This window comes from Aeromonas sp. 130281 (genome assembly GCF_056642115.1).
The window spans coordinates 1,245,218-1,263,601 of sequence record NZ_JBWVQS010000001.1 but is presented as its reverse complement, the minus strand read 5'-3'; the positions used below and the strand labels follow the sequence as shown (position 1 = coordinate 1,263,601).

The window sequence follows — 18,384 nt, the reverse complement described above, 5'->3', positions numbered from 1 at the left end:
GTTTGGCTATTATTCTGGCCGTTCCCCTCCCTTGAGCAATTTATGTCCACTGTCGATCTGGGCACGGCGCCCCTCTCTCGTCTCTTTTTGCGTTACGTCACCCCGACGGTGGCCGCCATGCTGGTCACCGGCATCTACGTCACCATAGACGGCATCTTCGTCGGCCATATCCTGGGTCAGGACGGCCTGGCTGGCATGATGCTGGCCTACCCCATCTGCGCCGTGCTCTATGCGGTGGGGGCGCTGATCGGCATGGGCTCCTCGTCGCTCGCCTCGTTCTATCTGGGCAAGGGGGAGCAGGCCAAGGCGCGCCACATAGTCGGCAACGCCCTGGTGATGGTGCTCATCGCCTCCGCCGTGCTCGCCTTCATCGGCATCCGGTACGGCAAGGAGATGCTGACCTGGATGGGGGCCGAGGGGGGCATCTTCGACGCCGGGTTCGCCTACCTGCAGTGGTACGCCTGGCTCGGGGTCTTTGCCGTGCTCTCCATGGCGTTCACCGCCCTGCTGCGCAACGACGGGCGACCCGGCCTCACCACCTGGATCCTGGTGGGGGGCGGCGTGCTCAACGTGCTGCTCGACTACCTGCTGATGGCGGTGATCCCCTGGGGACTGGCGGGGGCGGCGATTGCCACCATGCTCTCCCAGGCGGTGACCGGCGGCCTCTGTCTGTGGCACTTCTTCACCCCCCGCAGCCAGCTGCGCATCCGCTGGGATACCCTGGTGCCGGACTGGCGCCTGATGGGGGAGACGCTGCGACTCGGGGTGTCGAGCTTCCTGATGTACCTCTATCTGTCTGTGGTGCTGGCGCTGCACAACAAGGCGCTGTTGTCGGTCGGCAGCTCCCTGCACGTGGCCGCCTACGGCGTCATCAGCTACAGCGAGGCCTTTTTCTATCTCATCTTCGAGGGGATCGCCATGGGCATCCAGCCCATCGCCAGCTTCAATGCCGGGGCGGGCAACTGGCAGCGGGTGCTGCGGGTGCGCAACCTGGCGCTGGGGGTGACCCTGGGGGTGGCGCTGTGCGGCATGATACCGCTCTATGTCTGGCCCGAGGGGGTGGTCTATCTGTTTGCGGGGGACAACGCGGCCCTCCTGCCGGTGGCGACGCTCGGCATCTGGCTCTACTTCTGGGGGCTGCCGATGGAAGGCTTGCTGCTGGTGGGGGCCACCTATTTCCAGGCCATCAATCGGGCCCGCATCGCCTCCCTGCTCACCGGGGGCAAGCTGGTGCTGATTGGCGGCTTCCTGTGGGGCTTCTCCTCCCTGTGGGGAGTGGCCGGGGTCTGGCTGGCGCTGCCCACCTGCAGCACCCTGCTGGTACTGGTGATGTGGCGGGCCATGGGCAAGGAGGCCGGGCAGCATGTCGCAGCCCCGTGACTAGCCCCCCTCTCCATGAACGAAAAAAGGCAGCCCGGGCTGCCTTTTTCGTTTCGTGCTGCCCGGATCAGGGCTTGAAGGCGCCGATGAAGATGGCGGGGTCGACGCGGGCATCGTTGAGGCTGACGTTCCAGTGCATGTGGGGACCCGTGGCGCGACCGGTGGCACCGACCCGGCCGACGATGCCGCCGCGGGGCAGGCTCTGGCCCAGCTTCACGTCCACCTTGGACATGTGGCAGAACATGCTGATGAGCCCCTGACCGTGATCGACGAACACCGTATTGCCGTTGAAGAAGTAGTTGCCGATGAGGATCACCTTGCCGGCGGCCGGAGCCTTGATGGGGGTACCGGCGCCGACCGCGAAGTCGAGACCGGAGTGGGGGTTACGCTCCTCGCCGTTGAAGAAGCGGCGCAGCCCGAACGGGCTGGAGAGGGGGCCCTGGACCGGTTTGTCGAACAGCAGGTTGCTCGGCTGGGCCGGGCTGAAGGTCTGGTAGGCCTCGTTCTGCTCGGCCAGCTCACGGTTGATGCGCGCCATGTCCTCGGCCAGCGGATTGACCTGGCGGGTGTTCTTCAGCTTGATGTGCTGCTCCCGATAGTGCTTGTTGCCGACCGTGAAGCCCAGGGTGCGGCCATCGCTCACCTGCAGCTGATGGGGGCCCGCCTGACTCTTGAGCGGAATGCCGACGATGGCAATCCAGTGCCGCCCCTCTTCCCGCACCACCAGGACCGGTTTGTCCTGATAGCGCGCGGCGGGCGCCTTGGGCCCATCCCCCAGCGGCACCACGGCCACGCCCCCCGGCACCGGGTGGTTGAGCAATCGGCTGATGAAGCCGGGTTCGGCATGAAGGGAGGCGCTGCCGAGCAGCAGAACGAGGAAGAACAGGCGGCGCATGGTGGCTCCATCGAACAAGGCGGTGAGATAAAAGGGGGAAAATGATGCCACATTCTTGCCCGGCTGTCCGTCACCTCGGGTCATGGGGTGCGTCAGGGTTTGCCTGGAACAGGGCAGGAGTGAGAACTCTGTGCTATTTACTAATGTGTTACTAAAGGTGTCTTTGAATGGCACCTATGGCGGCAGGCAGCAAGACACTGGCAGGAGAAAAGCAGTCGCCAGCGACATCCAGGGACAGGTGGAGGTTGTGATGAAGACGAAGGCTCTCTTGATACTCGGACTCACCATGGGGATGTCGGCACCCGTTGCCGCCTTCAACGGGGTCATTACCATCAATGGCGAAGTGACCGCCGGGACCTGTGCCATCGCGGTCAATGGCGGTACGGCGTCGGCGACCGTGACCCTGCCGACCGTCAGCACCAATGCGCTCGGCAGCATAGGCCAGACCGCGGGGGCGACAGGCTTCAACCTCGCCCTCACCAGCTGCCCGACCACGGGGTCGGTGAGGGCCTACTTCGAAAACATCGGGGTGGAGCAGACCACGGGCAACCTCAGCAACAAGGCCGTCGCCTCGGGCGGCAAGAACCCGGCCCAGAACGTCGAGGTGCAGATCCTCTCGGCCAACAGCACTCCCATCGATCTGAGGACCAACACAGGCAACAACGTGCTGGTCAACTTCAGTGCCACCGGGGGGGCAACCCTCTACTACAGCGCCCAGTACATAGCCACAGGTGCCGTCGGTGCCGGCCTGGTCTCGGCGGATCTCATCTACTCCCTGGACTACCACTGAGCGCTCTGCCATGAAGGCGCTCCGCATCCATCGGCCCCGCAGGGCGGGGCTGATGCTCATGCTCTGGTGCGTGCTGCTCCTGCCCTGGCTGGCCTGGGGCCATGTCCAGATCTCGGGTACCCGGGTCATCTACCCGGCCAACGCCCGTGAGGTCACCCTGGAGCTGACCAACAAGGGGAGCACCCCCTCGCTGGTACAGGTGTGGATAGATGCGGGCGATCGCCGCATCCGGCCCGGTGCCGAGGCGCTCCCCTTTCTGGTAACCCCTCCCATCACCCGCATCGAGGCCCAGCGTGGCCAGTCCCTGCGCCTGGCCTACGTGGGGCAGGGGCTGCCCCAGGATCGGGAGTCGGTGTTCTGGCTGAACGTGCTGGAGGTGCCGCCGAGCGTGAAGTCGACCCAGGCGGGTCAGAATCTGGTGCAGCTCGCCTTCCGCTCACGGATCAAGATGTTCTACCGGCCATCCGGGCTGCCTGGCAATGTCGAGCGCTCCGCCAAGCAGTTGAGCTGGCGACTGATCCGGCAGGGGGACGGTTACGCACTGCGTGCCAGCAACCCCAGCCTCTATCACGTCAGCATCAGCAATCTGGAGCTGCAGGCGACGGCGTCGTCGCAGCGCTACAGCAACTCAAGTGGCGGCATGGTGGCGCCGGGGGGCAGCTTCGATTTCCCCCTTGAGCCGCTGTCCGGGGTCGTCCATGCCAAGGCCGTGACCTTCTATTGGCTCAACGACTATGGTGCCCGCGAGGTGGGCCAATTCGTCTTCAATTGATCCCGGAAGATGCCGGAGCGGGCCCCAGGGGTCGGTGCTCCCGGTGCACAGGCCGGCGCTGAGGGGGAGGTTTGCCGTGACAGCCAGAATGCCCCTCTCTTGCTGCCTTCATGCCACCGTCCTCTGGCACGCCGCCTGCGGTATCTCTCTGTTGCTCTGGGGCGCCCTTGCCATGGGGGAGGAGCTGGCCGGACAAGCGGTCAGCCCACCCGCTGACATCGAGTTTGACAGCCGACTGCTCGACAGCCTGGGGGTCAACATCGACCTGGCCCGTTTCTCCCGTGCCGACTTCATCCCCCCCGGGCGCTACCAGCTCGACATCACCATCAATGGCAAGGAGAGGATAAGCCAGCAGGTGGAGGTGAGAGCGGGGCAGGATCCCGGGACGCCTCTGTTCTGCTTTCATCCGGATCAGCTGACCCAGTGGGGGCTCTTGGTCGACAAGCTGCCCGACCAGGGGGCGGTGCAGCAGCAACTCCGGAGCGACTGCATCGAGGTGGGAGCCCTGGTGCCCGGCGCCAGCTTCACCTTCGATCTGGCCAGTCTGAGCGGGGCACTCAGCCTGCCCCAGGCTTATCTCGGTCAGGCCAGGCGGGACTATGTGGGGCCTGAGCAGTGGGTGCAGGGGATCAATGCGGCCTTCGTCGGCTATAACGCCAACCTCTATTACAGCGAGCAGGGGAGCACAGGGGAGCCATTGAGCAGCAGCGTCAACCTCAACACCGGCATCAACCTCGGCGCCTGGCGCCTGCGCCACAACGGCTCCTGGCAGGGCAACCAGGGGGGCGGCTATCAACCCCTCAACAGCTATGCGCAGCGGGATGTCACCTCCCGCAAAGCCCAGCTGACCCTGGGAGAGTACTTCACCCCGGGCGACAGCTTCGACAGCGTGCCCTTCACCGGCGTGCAGCTTGCCAGCGACGACGCCATGCTGCCGGATTTCGAGCGGGGCTTTGCCCCCGTGGTGCGCGGGGTGGCCCAGAGCAATGCCAGGGTCACCATACGGCAGGGCAGCGCCCTCATCTATGAGACCCAGGTCGCCCCCGGTGCCTTTGCCATCGACGATCTCTACGCCACCAGCTTTGCCGGTGATCTGGACGTGACCATCACGGAGGCGGATGGCAGCGAGCGCAGCTTCACCCTGCCGTTCTCCTCCGTGGTGCAGATGTTGCGAGACGACACCTCCCGCTTCAGCCTGACCCTGGGACGCTATCGCAATGATGCGGGCCCCGATGGCCCGGATTTTCTGCAAGGCACCTACAGGCGCGGCTTCTCGGACGCCCTGACCCTGTATGGCGGAACCATAGCCGCCGAGGATTACGGTGCCCTGCTGGGGGGCGCGGCCATGGGCTCGGACTACGGCGCCCTGGCCCTGGATGTGACCGGCTCCTGGGCACTGGCGCTGCCCGCCAGCGCGAACGTGCCCGATTCCCTCGCCGGTCAGAGCTATCGCCTCACCTACAGCAAGCAGATGGAGAGGACCCAGACCTACTTCACCCTGGCCGCCTATCGCTTCTCCAGCGAAGGCTATCTCGACCTCAACGACGTGGCGGCGATACAGGTCCAGGCGCTGGACCGGTTGCAGCGGGAGCGCAATCGCTTCCAGCTCAACATCAACCAGCCGGTGGGGGAGTGGGGGGATCTCTACTTCAACGGCATTCGCCGCGACTACTGGGGGGGCCAGGGGGAGAGCAGCAGCTTCCAGCTCGGCTACAACCGGGGGTTTGACTGGGGCAGCCTGACCCTGTCGGCCAGCCACTCCCTGGACGAGGGGGTGGGGGATCAATACGTGCTGAGCCTCAGCATCCCCATCGGGGACAAGCTGGGGTCGCCGCGCCTCGGTAGCACCCTCTCCTATCAGGAGGGACAGGGCGCCAGCGCCAGACTGGATCTCAATGGAGGAACCCGGGACGGGCGTTTCTATTACGGTGTCTATGGCAATCAGAGTCGGGTGAGTGGCAGCTCGGCCCTGAGCTATGGCGCCAACCTGCAATATCAGACGGCGGCCACCCAGCTGGGGCTGAGTACCAGTCAGGGGGAGGGTTACGCCCAGTACGTGGCCTCGGCCAAGGGAACCCTGCTGGTCCATGAGGAGGGCTGGGTGCTGGGGCAGACGCAAGGGGAGACGATGGCGCTGGTGGAAGCCAAGGGAGCCCAGGGGGCCAGGGTCAGCCACGGGATCGGCAGCGAGGTGGACGGGGATGGCTATGCCGTGCTGGCCGGGCTCAACCCCTATCGCACCAACATCATAGGCCTGGATCCCAGCGGCTTGCCGCTGGATGTGGAGATAGATGGCAGCGCCCAGATGGTCGCCCCGCGCCGGGGGGCCATCGTCAAGCTGGCATACGAGACCCATGTCGGCCAGCCCTTGCTGCTCAAGGCCGTGCGTCAGGATGGCAGTGCGCCGCCCTTTGGTGCCGAGGTGGTCGATGGCCGCGGCGATGCCGTGGCCGTGGTCGGTCAGGGGGGGCTCATCTTCGTGCGTGGCGAGCAGGGGACCCTCCATGTCCAGTGGGGCAGGGAGGGGGATGAACGGTGCCGGCTCGATTACCGGGTCCCTCGGCCGGATCCTGCCGTGCCCTATCAGCAGGTCGCCGCCCGCTGTCTCGCTTCGGGAGCAAGTTCATGAGAGACCCCCTTGATTGCCATGGCTGGCGCCGGGCCCTGGAAGGATACGCCATGCTGTCATGGCTGGCGTTGGGATCCCTGCTGTGGTGCTCAAGCTGCGAGGCCGCCCTGAACCTGATGCGTACCCGGGTGATCTATGAGGGGGGCTCTGAGGCCAGCCTGATGGTGCGCAACGACGGCAGCGAGCCCAGCCTGCTGCAGGCCTGGGTCGATGGCGGCAATGAGCAGCAGGGGCCGGCCGATGTCTCGACCCCCTTTCTGGTGGTGCCGCCCATGATGCGGCTGGGGTCGCAGAAGGGGCAGGTGCTGCGCATCCTGGGAGCGGATCTGAGCGGGCTTCCCCAAGACAGGGAGTCCCTGTTCTGGCTCAATGTCCTCGGACTGCCCCCCAAGGCACAGGCCTCGCAGGGGAGCGTGCAGCTGGCGTATCGCACCCGCATCAAGCTGTTCTACCGGCCGTTCGGCCTGGCGGGTTCCCCGGCCGAGGCGGTTAGCCGGCTTGGCTGGCAGGGGCTGGCGGGGGGCGGACTTAGGGTCAGCAATCCTGGCCCCTTTCACATCAGCCTGAGCGAGGTGTTGCTGCGCGCACCGCACCTCGCCTGGCGCGAGGGCGGGGTGCTGCCGCCTTATGGCTCCCTGTCGCTTCCCATGGCGGGCGCCGTGCCGGCGGGGGCCCGCGGGCGACTGCGCTGGATCGACGACGATGGCAATTATCATGAGCAGGAATTTGTCCTGGGCAGGCATGGAGGAGAGCGGGATGAGTGACGGCGTCGGCAACCTGGGCCAACCTTCCTTGCTGGTGGCGGCGCTGCTGTTGCTGGGGAGCTTGTGGGCGGGCGAAGCACGGGCCGTCAATGGCCAGTGCACCAGCCCCTTCGTGGCGACCGGCGCCATCACCGCCGATAGCGGTCTCTATCAGCCAGGAGGGACCAACGCTGCCACCTCCTTCTCGACCACGGGCACGGCCACCTGTGATTGCACCGGCATCTCGGTGGGGTTGCTGGTGACCGTCTATTACCAGGGCACCACCAGTCTGCCCACCGTCTCCGATCCTCTGGGGACTCTCATCAAGCTCAACCCCTATTTCGGCCTCAAGGTCGAGTTCAATGCGGCAGGGAATTATCGGACTATACCTTTCAACGCGACTAGCAGCGGGTTGCTGGCCGTCTGCATCGGCAACGTGTTGAATCTGGCCTTGGGCGGGATTGATGTTAACGGCGGCCGCTATACCCTGAAACTGCTCAAGGGGGTCACGGGTACCCAGACCTTCAGCGGCACCGTCGCCCACCTCTTTGTGCGTCGTGCTAATGTACCGGACACCAGCCCGGTCAATGCCTTCAGCACCCTGGCGATGAACATCAGCGTCACCTCGACGCCGACCTGCCAGTTCCCCGCCGGCACCAGCATTCCCATCGATCTCGGCGCCGTGGCGCAGAGTGCCTTCGTCGAGGGGGAGATCCCCAGGGGTTATGCCCCGCGCAGCGTCAATGTGAGCGTGACCTGCAGCCAGATCCCGAGTGACTACCTGGTGCCGCTGCAGTACAGCTTCGGGGGGGCGCTCAGCAGCCAGAATCGCTTCATCACCACCAGCCTGGCCGGAGTCGGGGTGGGCATGGTCGAGCAGGATACGCTGACCCCTATTCCATTTGATACTGCCATCGCGGTACCCTACTCGGCGGCCAGCCACAACACCCAATATCAGGTGAGGCTGTATCCGACCCGGTTGCCGGGTCAGGTGGTGCGCACCGGTGCTTACACGGGCACCATCATGGTCACGGTGAGCGTGCCCTGATGACAGGGTTATCTGCCCCTATTTTCGACGAGGTCAATGATGAACAGTGACAGCGCCCTGCGCCGCGAACCCAGACGCCACACCATAGGGCAGGGCTGGATCTGGATCCGCACCGGGTTCGACATCTTCAACAGGGGCATGGGCGCCAGCGTGGCCATGATAGTGATCTGGTTCCTGGTGGGCATGTTGCTGGAACAGCTGCCGGCAGGGGGCTTCATCTCCCAGCTGCTTTACATGGTGTGGGGCGCTGGCTGGGTGGCGGTGGCCCGCCGGGGTCATGAGGGTCACCCCCTGCAGTTTGCCGACTTCTTCGCCGGTTTTCGTCACCGGCTGACCCCGCTGATGCTGGGGGGGCTGATGGTGCTCGCCCTGTTCATGGGGATACTGCTCATCTGCGCCTTCATGCTGCATCAGTGGGGCCTGACCGGCCTGCTCTCCCAGGATCCGGAGACCCTGACCCTGACCCCCGAACAGGCGCAGGGGTTCCTGCTCTGCCTGTTGCTGGGGCTGGCCTTGCTGGTGCCCGTGCTGATGGCCATCACCTTCGCTCCCGCCCTCATCTTCTTCCACGGCGTGGGTGCCTGGCAGGCGGCCAGGCTCAGCTTCAAGGGCTGTCTTTGCAACATCTGGCCCTTCCTCTGGTGGGGGCTGCTGGGGGCCGTGCTGATTTTCTTTGGTGCGCTTTTGATGCTGGTGGGTCTGCTGGTGGTGTTGCCGGCCATCAACTACTCCATCTACGCCGCCTATCGCGACATCTATGTGGACGAGGAGGCTTCCGACGACGGCGAGTCGCCGGTCAAGGCGTTTGGCTTCGAGGCATAAGCCGACACAGGATGACAGGGGGCCGACAGGCCCCTTTTTCATGGGCCCTCAGCTGGCCTGCCACAGGGGATCGTCCGCCATGTGCGCGATCAGGAAGTCGAGGAAGCTGCGCAGCAGGGGGGACATCTGCTTGCGGGTGCCATAGACGGCATAGACGCCGAGCTGCTTGGGCTGCCACTGGGTCAGCAGAGGCACCAGGGCGCCGCTCTCCAGGTGGGCCTGCACCGAGTAGCGTGGCTGCAGGCTGATCCCCGCTCCATCCAGGGTTGCCGCCAGCAGCAGGTTGGAGATGTTGGCGCTGAGGTTGCCGCTCACCGGCACGGACTCCGGGCCCCCGGGTCCCTGAAATTCCCACAGGCTCTTGCCGAAATAGGTGTAGGTGAGGCAGTTGTGCAGGGCCAGATCCTGCACCTGCTGCAAAGGCGCATGGCGGGCCAGATAGGCGGGACTGGCGCAGACGACGGAGTGGCAGGTGCCGAGGCGGCGCGCCACCAGGTTGGGATCCAGATCGTTGGTGATGCGCACCGCGAGATCGATCCGCTCCTCCACCAGGTTGACGGTTCTGTCCAGCAGCAGGATGTCGATGGCCGTACCGGGGTAGCGAGCCAGGTAGTCGTCCGCCGCCTTGACCAGCAGGGCTTCCGAGAGGGAGTAGCTGCTGGTGATGCGCAGTTGCCCCTTGGGGGCCTCGTCACTGCGGATGGCCAGATGCTCCATCTCTTCCCCCAGCGCCAGCATGGCCCTGGCCCGGTTCAGTGCCTCTTCCCCCGGTCCGGTCAGGCTCAGCCGACGGGTGGTACGGTGCAGCAGTCTGGCCCCCATCCAGCGCTCCAGCTCGGCCAGATAGCGCGAGACCATGGCGCGGGACATCTCCAGTTTCTCTCCGGCGCCGCTCAGGCTGCCCTGTTCGACCACGCAGACGAAAACCCGCAATGCGGTCAGTCGGTCCATGCTCAGTGCCTCTATATGTTCGATATGTGCAACAGTGATGCGCTTTTTATGCTGTATTTGCACCTTAGGCGATCCAATACACTGTGTCCATCAAGTGAACCCCGAATACTTAATGAGGAATAGATGATGAACAACACCCTGGTCCGCAACCTGACTCTGGCTACCACCCTGCTCGGTGGCGCCGCGCTGGCCGCTCCCCTGAATGTGACCGTCTACAACCCTGGCGAGAAGGCGATCTTCCCGGTCTCTTCCTCACTGGTGACCGGTGACAAGGAGGCGATCCTGATCGATGCCCAGTTCGACGTGCAAAATGGCCAGGCGCTGGTCGACATGATCAAGCAGAGCGGCAAGAAACTGACCACTGTTTATATCAGTGCTGGTGACCCCGACTTCTACTTCGGTCTGGAGCCCGTCATGGCGGCGTTCCCGGATGTCAAAGTGCTGGCCGACCAGCATGTGGTTGACCATATCAACCAGACCAAGGATGCCAAGCTGAGCTACTGGAGCCCGATCCTGGGCAAGGGCGCACCGAAGAGTCTGACCGTGCCGCAGGTGATGACGGCCTCCCACCTGACCCTGGATGGCGAGAAGATTGAAATCAAGGAGATGAACACCCCGAATGCCTACCTCTGGGCTCCCTCCATCAAGACGGCGTTTGGCGGCGTGCCGGTATACAGCGGGGTGCATGTCTGGATGGCGGACAGCCAGACCAAGGCGGCCCGCAGCAACTGGGTCAAGGCGCTGGACAACCTGCTGGCCTTGAAACCCGAGCGCGTGGTACCGGGCCACTTCCTGGGCACCGCGCCCAAAGGCACTGCCGCCGTGACCTTTACCCGTGACTACGTCCAGCGCTTCGAGCAGGCGTTGGCCTCCGCCAAGAACAGCGATCAGCTGATCGACGGCCTGAAGAAGGCGTTCCCGTCCCTGCCGGTGGACGATGGCCTGGCCATCGGTGCCAAGGTCAACATGGGCGAGATGAAGTGGTAATGGACTGAGTCCCTTTCCCTGTGTTTTTGCCGGGCATTGATTGCCCGGTTTTTTGATCAACTGCCGAGGATCACTCAGATGAACGACATCACACTGCACTATGTCTATGACCCCCTCTGTGGCTGGTGCTATGGCGCCGCCCCCCTGCTCGAGGCCGCAGCCGGGATCCCGGATTTGCAGATCGCGCTGCATGCGGGCGGCCTCTGGCTGGGCCCGCGCCGCCAGCCCATGGGCCAGGCCCTGCGGGACCATGTCCGCCCCCATGACGAGCGGATCCAGGCCCTGACCGGCCAGCCTTTTGGTGAGCGCTACTTCAACGAGCTCCTGCTCAGGGACGGCCTCCTGCTCGACTCAGAGCCCCCCATCCGGGCCATACTGGCGGTCACCGAGCTGGGTGGTGATGGTTTGAGCCTGCTGCATCGCATTCAGCAGTCCCATTACCTTGACGGTCAGTGGGTTGGCGACCAGGCCCATCTCGCGCGGCTGGCGCAGGAGCAGGGCATAGCGCCGGAGGCGTTCGCCCTGGCCTTTGGTCAGGTGGATCTCGCCGGGCATCTGGCCCAAAGCCAGGGCTGGCTGCGTCGGCTCGGCGGGCAGGGGTTCCCGACCCTCGGGCTGATGCGGGGGGGAAGCCTCATCCCGCTGCCCGTCTCCTCGTTCTTGGGGGAGCCGCAAGCCTTCGCGAGCCATCTCGCCGCCCTGATAGCGGCCTGATCCGGGCCATGCCCGGGTTTGCCGCACCGGCCCTCAGGGTCACGGCAATGGGCATGTCGGGTGAGCGGGGCAGGGGAGAGCGCTCCCCGTTTCGGGCTTCCCTTGTCCCCCGCACCGTTCTTGGGCATGCTAACGGCCTCTTTGATTGGCAGGATGCAGTACCTATGAACCTTCGCGATCTCGAGTACCTGGTAGCGCTGGAAGAGGAGAAACATTTTCGCAAGGCGGCGGAGCGCTGCTTCGTCAGCCAGCCGACCCTGAGCGGCCAGCTGCGCAAGCTGGAAGATGAGCTGGGAGTGATCCTGATCGAGCGCACCTCCCGCAAGGTGTTGTTTACCCCGGCCGGCGATGCCATGGCCCGGCAGGCCCGCAAGGTGCTCAAAGAGGTGCGCGAGCTCAAGAGCATAGGCCAGCACTTCGCCGAGCCCATGTCCGGCGAGATCCACATCGGCTTCATTCCCACCGTGGGTCCCTATCTCTTGCCCCACATCATTCAGGATCTGCGGGAACACTTCCCCAAGCTGGAGTTCTATCTCTACGAAGAGCAGACCCAGGTGCTGCTCAAGCGGCTGGAGGAGGGGGAGCTGGATTGCCTGGTGCTCGCCGAGCTGGAGGGCATGGACGGTTTTGGTTCCATCCCCCTCTATCAGGAGCCCATGTGGCTGGCGGTGCCCCAGCATCATCCTGAAGCCAGTGCCAGGGCGGTGCCGCTTGGCAATCTCAAGGGCAAGAAGTTGCTGATGCTGGCCGACGGTCACTGCCTGCGGGATCAGGCGATGGGCTTCTGTTTTGCCGCCGGCATCGGCGAGGATCAGCGCTTCAAGGGCACCAGTCTCGAGACCCTGCGCAACATGGTGGCGGCCGGCAGCGGCATGACGCTGGTGCCCAGGCTGGCGGTGCCCGCCAACGCCGAGGAGGGAGGCGTCAGCTATCGTCCGGTGATAGACCCGGTGCCGGGGCGCACCATCTCCCTGCTCTATCGCCACTACTCGGTGCGTCGCCCCTGCTTCAATGAACTGGCCTCCCGCATCTCGGCCCTGATGAAGGGACTGCTCGGCTGAGGGCAGATAAAAAAACCGGCGCCAGGGCGCCGGTTTTTTTTGCCTCAACGGGCAGCTTAGAAGATGTCGTCGGTGGAGACGGGGCCATCGCTGCTGGAGCCATCGCCGCCGTAGACCTGATTGCCATCGGAGAGCTGGCTCGCATAGCGGGTCGGTTCAGTCCCCTCCTTGAAGAACTCCTCCATGCTGGCGCCATCGGTGCGGTTGGTCAGCAGACCCGTCTCCCGATCGATGCGTACCTGCATGATCCCTTCGGGAACCGGCATCTTGCGCTCGGGCACTTGCTGCAGGGCCGTCTTCATGAAGTCGATCCAGATGGGCTGGGCGGCGCCGCCCCCGAATTCGGCCCGGCCGAGACCGCGCTGGTGGTTGTCAAAACCTATCCAGGAGGTGGCCACCAGATTCGGGGTGTAACCGGAGAACCAGGCATCCCTCGATTCGTTGGTGGTCCCCGTCTTGCCCGAGATGTCGTGACGCTTGAGGTCACGGGCCGCGCGCCAGCCGGTGCCACGCCAGCCATTGCCACCCCAGATGGCGGTGGTCAGGGTATCGGTGATCAGGAAGGCGCTCTGGGCACTGATGGTCTGGGGCGCCATGTTGTTGGGCACGACAGGGTCAATCGGGCACTGGGCCTTCCAGTCTGGGACTGTGTTGGCGTAGGCATCGGCGCTGTCGAGCCCGGCGGCGGCCAGCACACCACAGTCGCGGCAGGCGGCGGCCGGATTGGCCTGATACAGGGGAGTGCCAAAGCTGTCGGTCACTTCGGTGATGAAGTAAGGCGTCACCTGGAAGCCACCATTGGCCAGTACAGAGTAGCCGCGCACCACTTCCAGCGGGGTGAATTCGGCGGCCCCCAGGGCCAGGGATTCGTTGGCCGAGATGTGCTCGCGGGCGAAGCCGAAGCGGGTCAGGCCATCGATATAGGTATCCAGCCCGATGGCGCGCATCAGCCGGACCGACATCACGTTCTTGGACTTGGCGAGGCCAAGGCGCAAGGTGGTCGGGCCCTCATAGATGGCCGGCGAGTTCTTGGGCTGCCACATGGGGCCCTTGGCGGGATCCCACTGGTTGATCGGGGCGTCGTTGATGAGGGACGCCAGGGTATAGCCCTGCTCCAGCGCGGTGGCATAGAGGAAGGGCTTGATGTTGGAGCCGACCTGGCGGCGAGCCTGATCGACCCGGTTGAACTTGGAGATCTCGAAGCTGAAGCCGCCGACCAGGGCCTCGATGGCACCGTCCTGCGGGTTCATGGCGACCAGGGCGGCGTTGACGTCAGGGATCTGGGAGAGCAGCAGCTCTTCCCCTTTCTCCCGCACCCAGATCTGGGCGCCGACCTTCAGCACGTCCCGTGCCGATTTCGGTGGATAGGTCTGGCGATCGTCGGTGATGAAGGTTCGGGCCCACTTGATGCCGTTCCAGCCGAGTTCGGCCTGCTTGCCATTCTTCAGCACCAGAGTGGCGCTCTTGTCACCGACCTTGGTGACCACGGCGGCCATCAGGGGCTGGTAGGTCGGTTGCTTGGCCAGGTGGGCCATGATCTGGTCGTAGTCCCAGGCCGTTTCCCCGGCCTTCCACAGCAGGGCTGTCGGGCCGCGATAGCCGTGGCGGGTGTCATAGTCGAAGACGCCGTCCAGCAGCGCCTGGTGGGCGGCACGCTGGCGCTTGGCGGTGACAGTGGTGTAGACGTGCAGCCCCATGGTGTAGGCATCTTCACCAAACTGCTCCACCATCTTCTGGCGCACCATCTCGCTCAGGTAAGGGGCGTTGAGTGTCGTCTCGGCACCGTGGTAACGGGCCTTGACCGGCATCTTGGAGGCCTCGTCAAACTGGGCCTGGGTGATCTTGCCGGTCTCCAGCATGCGGCCCAGCACCACGTTGCGGCGCGCAAAGGCACGCTCAGGCGAACGTATGGGGTTCAGCATGGAGGGGGCTTTCGGCAACCCGGCTATGATGGCGATCTCGTCCAGAGTCAGATCCTTGACGTCTTTGCCGAAGTAGACCTGGGCGGCGGCGCCGACCCCGAATGCCCGGTAACCCAGGGGGATCTTGTTGAGATAAAGGGTGAGGATCTCATCCTTGGAGAGATTCTGCTCGATGCGCCAGGCCAGGAAGACTTCCTTTATCTTGCGCACCAGGGTCTTCTCGTTGCTCAGGAAGAAGTTGCGCGCAACCTGCTGGGTGATGGTACTGGCGCCCTGGCGGGCCTGGCCGGAGACGGCCCAGACGGTGGCGGCCCGGATGATGCCGATGGGGTCTATGCCCGGGTGCTCATAGAAGCGAGCATCTTCGGTGGCAAGCACGGCATCTATCATGGACTGGGGAATTTCATCCAGCCGCAACGGGATACGACGAATTTCGCCGAACTGGGAGATCAACTCCCCATCCCGGCTGTACACCTTCATCGGGGTGGCCAGTTTGACATCGCGCAGGGCGCTCACATCCGGCAACTGGGGCTTGATGTAGAAGTAGATGCCGATGAGGCTGGCAACACCCAGCACTGCACCCAGCATCATGACAATAAACAGGCGAACGAGCCATTTCAGCATGGAAGAACTACCAATCGTCTTAAAATTAGCCAACGGGCGCAGAGTATAGCCTTTTTACCCTCGCGGATTCGAGGTTTTCCTGTCCGGGGACATCGACCTCGAGAAGAGGCGGGAGGGTAGCATTCCAGGACGCAATTACCAAGGGGGCCGCAATCAAGGCCGAAAGGAGAGCAGCGTCAACTTTTGACATAAACTTTATGACATTGATAGATAGAGCATTATATTGAGTTAAGTCATCACCTCGTGATGCGCTGTCCTACAATAAGTCCTAAAACCCAATAACGCATGGATGTGTATATGTTTGGGCTATTAAGTAAGGGATCCCTCCTCTCCTTGGCGGGCATTGATTTTGGCAGTCAAACCATCAAGGCCGTCACCCTCAGCGGACGTCCTGGCAAGGTGCATCTCGAATCGGTTGCCGAGATACCCATGCCCAAGGGCACCCTGGTCGATTATCAACTGCAGGACATTGAACGGGTCAGCCAGTCCCTCAAGTCGCTCAAGCGGCTCATTCAAGGGGATTGTCAGCAGGTGGCCACCGCCGTGACAGGCTCCAATGTCATCACCAAGGTTATTCAGGTTGATGCCAACATCAACGAGAACGAGCTGGAGAACCAGGTTCACCTGGAGGCAGAACAGCTCATTCCCTTCCCCCTCGACGAGGTCAGCCTGGATTTCGAGATCCTCGGCCTGACGGCCGACGAGAGCCGCCAGGAGGTGCTGCTGAGCGCGGCGCGCACCGAGAGCGTCAACGGCCGGGTCAGTGCGCTGACGGAGGCCGGCATGAATACCATGGTGGTGGACGTGGGGGCCCATGCGCTGGGACGTGCCGTGCTGGCCTGTCTGCCCGAGCTGCAAACCTGGGACAAGCCGGTCGGCATCGTCGACATCGGCGCCAGTGCCATGACCTTTGCCGCCCTGCTCAGGGGGGAGGTCGTCTACTCCCGCCTGCAGAATTTCGGTGGCGATCAATACAGCCAGGCCCTGGCCTCTTTTTACAGCATGAGCCTGGACGAGGCGGAGCTTGCCAAGGTTCAGGGCAGCTTGCCTGCCGACCATGAAGTGGATGTGTTGTTGCCCCACCTCAGTACCTTGGTGTTGCAGGTCAGGCGCAATGTGCAGCTCTATTGCAGCTCGTCCGGCAACAAGGAGCTGTCAAAACTGGTGCTGACGGGAGGGGGCAGTCTGCTGCCTGGTCTCGTCGGACAGTTGGGCAGCGAGCTCAACTGTGAAGTGCTGCATCCCGACCCCTTCGCCCTGTTTGGCAAGCCCAGGGGGGAAGGCGGTCTCATCCATGGGGCCAAATACATGGCGGCATTCGGTCTGGCACTGCGGAGCTTCACACCATGTCAAATATAAACCTCCTGCCCTGGCGGCTGGCCAGGGCCCAGCGCCAGAAGAAGCAGTTTGGCATCATGATCGGTCTTTTTCTGGCAGCCACCGCCTCTCTTGCCTTTGCCGTCGACTGGCTGGTGCAGCAGCAGATCGGGTATCAGCAACAGCGCAACCAACGTCTGTTGCAGGAGATGGCCACGCTCGATACCCAGCTCGGCGAGATCCGGCTGCTCAAGGAGCGCCGCAAGGAGCTGATTGATCGGATGCAGCTTATCGAGCAGTTGCAGACAAGGCGCAACATACCGGTACGCCTGTTCAACCAGCTACCCGTGCTGGTGCCCAATGGGGTCTATCTCAATACACTGGCCTTGCAGGCAAACAGAATCGATGTCAACGGCAAGGCCGAAGCCTATGGCCGGGTTGCCAGCATGATGAGGCGCATCGACGGGTCTGGCTGGCTGGGACAATCGCAGCTCAGCACCATCTTCTCAGCAGATGTGGCGCCCGTGGCCCTCAGCCAGTTCTCCATGATGTTCCAGATTGCTGGCGTCGCTCCGGTCGCGACTAAGGGGCAACAATGAACCTGCAACAGCTCAATGACCTGGATCTCAATGACATCGCGCGCTGGCCGAAAGTCGCCAAGGGGATCTTCATCCTGTTCTGCTGCGCTCTGCTGGGCGGCGCCATTTACTACTATGTGATTGCCAACTCCCTGACGGCCTTGCGCCAGGAGGCCGCTAAAGAGCAGGGGCTGAAGGCCCAATTCGAGAGCAAGGCCATGCTGGCCGCCAACCTGGAGGCGTACAGGAAGCAGATGGTGCAACTGGAGCATCTGGTGGATACCCAGCTCAAGCAGTTGCCCAACACCCATGAAGTGGCGGGGCTGCTGGATGACATCAGCTTCATTGCCACCGATAACGGGCTCAAATTGAACAGGATCAACTGGGAGGCAGAGGTCAAACACGAATTCTCGACCGAACTGCCCATGCGCATCGAGGTGGTGGGTACCTATCACGAGCTCGGCAAGTTCACGGCAGACATGGCCGCGTTGCCGCGCATCGTGATCCTGGAGTCGTTTCAGCTCAATCAAGGCCCGGGTCAGGACGAGTTGATAGGCATGTCCATGCAGGCCAAGACCTACAAGTACAACGGTAAAACCCTGGAGCAGAAGCCATGAGCATGAGAGTGATCGGACTCCTCTTGCCGGTGCTGTTGTTGACGGCCTGTGGCGGGCAGGAGGACATGGACGAGTACGTACAACAAACCAAGGCGAGGAAACCCATCCCGATCGAGCCCTTGCCGGAGATAAAACCATTCTCCCCCATGGCCTATCAGCGCAGCGATCAACGCAGTCCCTTCATTGAACCGCAACCGGAGACCAGCTCCAGGGTGGATGCCAAGACCAAACCGGACTGCGCCCAGATAGTGGCCAGTCGGGAGAAGGAGGTGCTGGAGCGTTACTCGCTGGCCAGTCTGAGCATGAAGGGATCCATCGGCAAGCAGGGACAGTTGTGGGCACTGATCAGGACCCCGGACGGGCAAGCCGTGCGTGTGGGGCTCAATCAGTACATGGGACTGGATCAGGGAAGAGTCATCAAGATAACGAATACCCATGTTGACTTGATGGAAACGGTACCGGATGGCAAAGGATGCTGGGTCACCCGAGAAACTCAGCTGGCCATGGCCAATCTCGACGCAAAACTATGATCAG

17 protein-coding genes are annotated in these 18,384 nt (G+C 63.4%); 14 read left to right on the top strand and 3 right to left on the bottom strand.

All coding sequences use genetic code 11. The features are described from left to right. Window positions 1-42 precede the first annotated feature (42 nt). A complete protein-coding gene (locus AC1IN8_RS05660; protein WP_479758330.1) occupies window positions 43-1,380 on the top strand; it encodes an MATE family efflux transporter in 1,338 nt (445 codons plus the stop codon). A gap of 67 nt (window positions 1,381-1,447) precedes the next feature. Here the strand turns inward: AC1IN8_RS05660 and AC1IN8_RS05655 are convergent, their stop codons facing one another. Next, window positions 1,448-2,275, bottom strand: coding sequence for a peptidoglycan DD-metalloendopeptidase family protein (locus AC1IN8_RS05655; RefSeq protein ID WP_479758329.1), 828 nt, complete (start codon window positions 2,273-2,275; stop codon window positions 1,448-1,450). 250 nt (window positions 2,276-2,525) lie between these two features. Here AC1IN8_RS05655 and AC1IN8_RS05650 point away from each other — a divergent pair, with 250 nt between their 5' ends. The 6 genes from AC1IN8_RS05650 (at window position 2,526) to AC1IN8_RS05625 (ending at window position 9,079) form a co-directional block, all read left to right on the top strand. Then, on the top strand, window positions 2,526-3,065 hold the full coding sequence (locus tag AC1IN8_RS05650; RefSeq protein WP_025326137.1) for a fimbrial protein: 540 nt from the start codon (window positions 2,526-2,528) through the stop codon (window positions 3,063-3,065). Window positions 3,066-3,117: 52 nt separating this feature from the next. Next, a complete protein-coding gene (locus AC1IN8_RS05645) occupies window positions 3,118-3,837 on the top strand; it encodes a fimbria/pilus periplasmic chaperone (protein ID WP_236661628.1) in 720 nt (239 codons plus the stop codon). 76 nt (window positions 3,838-3,913) lie between these two features. Beyond that, window positions 3,914-6,466, top strand: a complete 2,553-nt coding sequence (locus AC1IN8_RS05640; RefSeq protein WP_479758328.1) for a fimbria/pilus outer membrane usher protein — start codon at window positions 3,914-3,916, stop codon at window positions 6,464-6,466. After that, window positions 6,463-7,230, top strand: coding sequence for a fimbrial biogenesis chaperone (locus AC1IN8_RS05635; RefSeq protein ID WP_479758327.1), 768 nt, complete (start codon window positions 6,463-6,465; stop codon window positions 7,228-7,230). The genes AC1IN8_RS05640 and AC1IN8_RS05635 overlap by 4 nt, the downstream gene beginning before the upstream one ends. Further along, the gene (locus AC1IN8_RS05630; protein ID WP_479758326.1) at window positions 7,223-8,257 is read left to right on the top strand and encodes a fimbrial protein; all 1,035 of its coding nucleotides are present in this window, start codon (window positions 7,223-7,225) and stop codon (window positions 8,255-8,257) included. The genes AC1IN8_RS05635 and AC1IN8_RS05630 overlap by 8 nt, the downstream gene beginning before the upstream one ends. Before the next feature lie 39 nt (window positions 8,258-8,296). Then, a complete protein-coding gene (locus tag AC1IN8_RS05625) occupies window positions 8,297-9,079 on the top strand; it encodes a BPSS1780 family membrane protein (protein WP_479758325.1) in 783 nt (260 codons plus the stop codon). 48 nt (window positions 9,080-9,127) lie between these two features. Here AC1IN8_RS05625 and AC1IN8_RS05620 read toward each other — a convergent pair whose 3' ends face one another. Beyond that, the gene (locus AC1IN8_RS05620) at window positions 9,128-10,030 is read right to left on the bottom strand and encodes a LysR family transcriptional regulator (protein ID WP_139435713.1); all 903 of its coding nucleotides are present in this window, start codon (window positions 10,028-10,030) and stop codon (window positions 9,128-9,130) included. Between the two features lie 126 nt (window positions 10,031-10,156). On the opposite strand from AC1IN8_RS05620, the gene AC1IN8_RS05615 reads away from it, so the two are divergent. From AC1IN8_RS05615 to oxyR, 3 genes are all read left to right on the top strand, one after another. Continuing rightward, window positions 10,157-11,017: a Vmh family MBL fold metallo-hydrolase gene (locus AC1IN8_RS05615; protein ID WP_202046675.1), complete on the top strand. Its 861-nt coding sequence runs from the start codon at window positions 10,157-10,159 to the stop codon at window positions 11,015-11,017. A 78-nt stretch (window positions 11,018-11,095) separates the two neighbouring features. Further along, window positions 11,096-11,731: a DsbA family protein gene (locus AC1IN8_RS05610; RefSeq protein ID WP_479758324.1), complete on the top strand. Its 636-nt coding sequence runs from the start codon at window positions 11,096-11,098 to the stop codon at window positions 11,729-11,731. Window positions 11,732-11,895: 164 nt separating this feature from the next. Next, window positions 11,896-12,792, top strand: a complete 897-nt coding sequence (gene oxyR / locus AC1IN8_RS05605; protein WP_139435706.1) for a DNA-binding transcriptional regulator OxyR — start codon at window positions 11,896-11,898, stop codon at window positions 12,790-12,792. Between the two features lie 56 nt (window positions 12,793-12,848). Here the strand turns inward: oxyR and AC1IN8_RS05600 are convergent, their stop codons facing one another. Continuing rightward, window positions 12,849-15,338 carry a penicillin-binding protein 1A gene (locus AC1IN8_RS05600; RefSeq protein ID WP_319917686.1) on the bottom strand — a complete coding sequence of 830 codons (2,490 nt, stop codon included), beginning with the start codon at window positions 15,336-15,338 and terminating at the stop codon, window positions 12,849-12,851. Between the two features lie 297 nt (window positions 15,339-15,635). Here AC1IN8_RS05600 and tapM point away from each other — a divergent pair, with 297 nt between their 5' ends. The 4 genes from tapM to AC1IN8_RS05580 are packed head-to-tail and all read left to right on the top strand — an operon-like array spanning window position 15,636 to window position 18,380. Further along, a complete protein-coding gene (gene tapM, locus AC1IN8_RS05595) occupies window positions 15,636-16,697 on the top strand; it encodes a PilM family type IVa pilus assembly protein TapM (protein WP_479758323.1) in 1,062 nt (353 codons plus the stop codon). Continuing rightward, the gene (gene tapN, locus AC1IN8_RS05590; RefSeq protein WP_265435806.1) at window positions 16,685-17,254 is read left to right on the top strand and encodes a PilN family type IV pilus biogenesis protein TapN; all 570 of its coding nucleotides are present in this window, start codon (window positions 16,685-16,687) and stop codon (window positions 17,252-17,254) included. Before tapM ends, tapN begins: the two co-directional genes overlap by 13 nt. Further along, entirely contained in the window at window positions 17,251-17,850 is a 600-nt protein-coding gene (tapO, locus tag AC1IN8_RS05585) for a PilO family type IV pilus biogenesis protein TapO (protein WP_479758322.1), read from the top strand. The genes tapN and tapO overlap by 4 nt, the downstream gene beginning before the upstream one ends. A 2-nt stretch (window positions 17,851-17,852) precedes the next feature. Then, window positions 17,853-18,380: a pilus assembly protein PilP gene (locus AC1IN8_RS05580; protein ID WP_025326151.1), complete on the top strand. Its 528-nt coding sequence runs from the start codon at window positions 17,853-17,855 to the stop codon at window positions 18,378-18,380. The last annotated feature ends 4 nt before the right edge of the window (window positions 18,381-18,384 follow it).